This is a genomic window from Arthrobacter arabinosi (genome assembly GCF_054511115.1).
In genome coordinates this window covers 1-1,943 of record NZ_JBTNDF010000026.1, presented here as the reverse complement: position 1 = coordinate 1,943, position 1,943 = coordinate 1, and the positions used below count along the sequence as shown (strand labels likewise).

The 1,943-nt window shown below is 58.7% G+C and carries 3 protein-coding genes; 1 reads left to right on the top strand and 2 read right to left on the bottom strand.

Annotated features, from left to right (window positions below):
• On the top strand, nucleotides 1–557 hold a 557-nt coding region (locus ACX80P_RS16915; protein WP_459279261.1), incomplete at its 5' end, for a Shedu immune nuclease family protein.
• Between the two features lie 191 nt (nucleotides 558–748).
• Here ACX80P_RS16915 and ACX80P_RS16910 read toward each other — a convergent pair.
• Nucleotides 749–1,099, bottom strand: a complete 351-nt coding sequence (locus ACX80P_RS16910) for a hypothetical protein (RefSeq protein ID WP_459279260.1) — start codon at nucleotides 1,097–1,099, stop codon at nucleotides 749–751.
• Nucleotides 1,100–1,171: 72 nt separating this feature from the next.
• On the bottom strand, nucleotides 1,172–1,684 hold the full coding sequence (locus tag ACX80P_RS16905) for a hypothetical protein (protein WP_459279259.1): 513 nt from the start codon (nucleotides 1,682–1,684) through the stop codon (nucleotides 1,172–1,174).
• Nucleotides 1,685–1,943 lie beyond the last annotated feature (259 nt).

Sequence of the window (1,943 nt, the reverse complement as noted above, 5' to 3'; positions counted from 1 at the left end):
TGAGATACTCAATAACGGCCTCAAAGCCGCCTGACAACACTAAACCCCGAGAGTCAACGAAATCCGGGGCAGTCCCAGTTGTAGCAGGGCATAACGTCAGCGAGGTCGGTAAGCGCGTCGATGCGCTTCTAACCACGACGGGCATCGTTCGGTCACTTGTCTTCGCGGAGATCAAACTCCACGACGACGACCTTCTTGAGAATACTGACTACCGACCCGGTACTTGGGCTCCATCGAGGGCAGTCGTCGGTGGTGTTGCGCAGGCTCTCGTGACCGTTCATCGAGCGCGGGATGACATCGGCTCCTGGCTCTCGGCGCGCGACGATGATGGATTTGAGCAAGGGCAGCCGGTGTTCTCGGGATCGCCACGTTCCTACTTGATCATCGGGACGCTTGAGAGCCTCACGAGGGACGGGCAGCTACATACTGAGAAGATTCGGTCCTTTGAGCTACATCGAAACAACGTAAAGATGCCCGAAATCATCACTTATGACGAAGTACTTGCTCGAGCTAAGTGGGTACTCGATCTTTCCGCCCAAACAACCGATGACGAGTGAGCCCCTCAGCGGTGGCTCGAGTACTCGGCCCCAACGTTGAGGCGATCGCGCCCCCGTTAGGGGGCCTTAGTCATCCCAGGGACTGCTGCGCACGTAGTCAGCGCGGATGATCGCTTGGTTTTTTCTGGGCCTCTGGGTTTGTCTCGAGAAAGGATCCGTCACCGGGATCCGCTGTGGGATCGATTCAAGCCTCAGCGCCTGCGTAGTCGGCCTGGTTCCGGTACGGGTAGCTCGATAATCGTGCCGTAGTCCTGCTCCCACCCGTAGTCCACGCTCTTCACCTTCAACACCTCGGGACTCGCCTCAACGATCTGCACGTTGATCGGCTCAGCACGGTCCGCGATGGACAAGACCCACGTGTCGGCCAGATAGCTCAGGCCAATGCTTTCCAGGACGTGGGACGCATCGTATTCATCGACAGCCTCCCCGAGTTCGTACCCGAAGACGGTCACTGGCAGGAACGAGTCGCCGTCAGGAACGAGGTACCCGAGCAGCTCCCCGTCGTCCTCCCGGTAGTACGCCGCCCACGATTCAGGAACCATCCTCCGATCGAAAGGACCTACATAGCGTCCGTTGATCCATCCACATACGGGACCCTAGGTGGGTGCACAACTTCATGGCTTGTCGATGAGTGAGCTGGGAATAGGGAACCCCTCGGGAAGCGGTTCGATGTAATAGTGCCGGTTTCCAACACCACGCAGTTTGAGGTTGCCCTCGGTAGTGCGTTCGTAGGCGTAGTACCTGCCCTTCGGCAGTTCACCTAAGTCCGCGTCTGCTGGGATCTGCTGAGTGAGCTGTTGGCCGTCGTGTTCGTACCGCCACTCCAAAGGCCCGCACAGGGTAAAAGTCTGATTCGGCATCACGATCCCGAGTTCCATCACAGTCTGGCTCTCAGCGTCCGTTGTGGTCAGTATCCGTTGCCCGCTCGGAAGCGCCGGGCGCTGCTCCAATAGGGTCGGATAATCACCTTCATGCCAGGCAGTGACGTGACCACCGACGGCATCACACGCTGACACCGGATTGATGGCAGCTCCTGCAGGAGGACGTGCCGCGACGGTGCAAGCACCTAGGGGCGGTTCCACTTCGACATTCTCGTAGTGCTGATTATCCGCGACGAAGAACGTCAACTCCTCACACTTCACGCTGGGAGGAACGCTCTTAATGACCTCTGGTTCAGGCACCACTGGAACAGGCGGGGACGATGTCAGAGCCGTGTAGAGCAGGATGTACCCGAAGGCCACTATCCCCGCGCCGGCCGCAATCGTTCCCCTCCGGTCAGTACCGCTAGGAGCCTGCTGCTGTGGTCGGCCGGGACTGCCCCGGATTTCGTTGACTCTCGGGGTTTAGTGTTGTCAGGCGGCTTTGAGGCCGTTATTGAGTATCTCA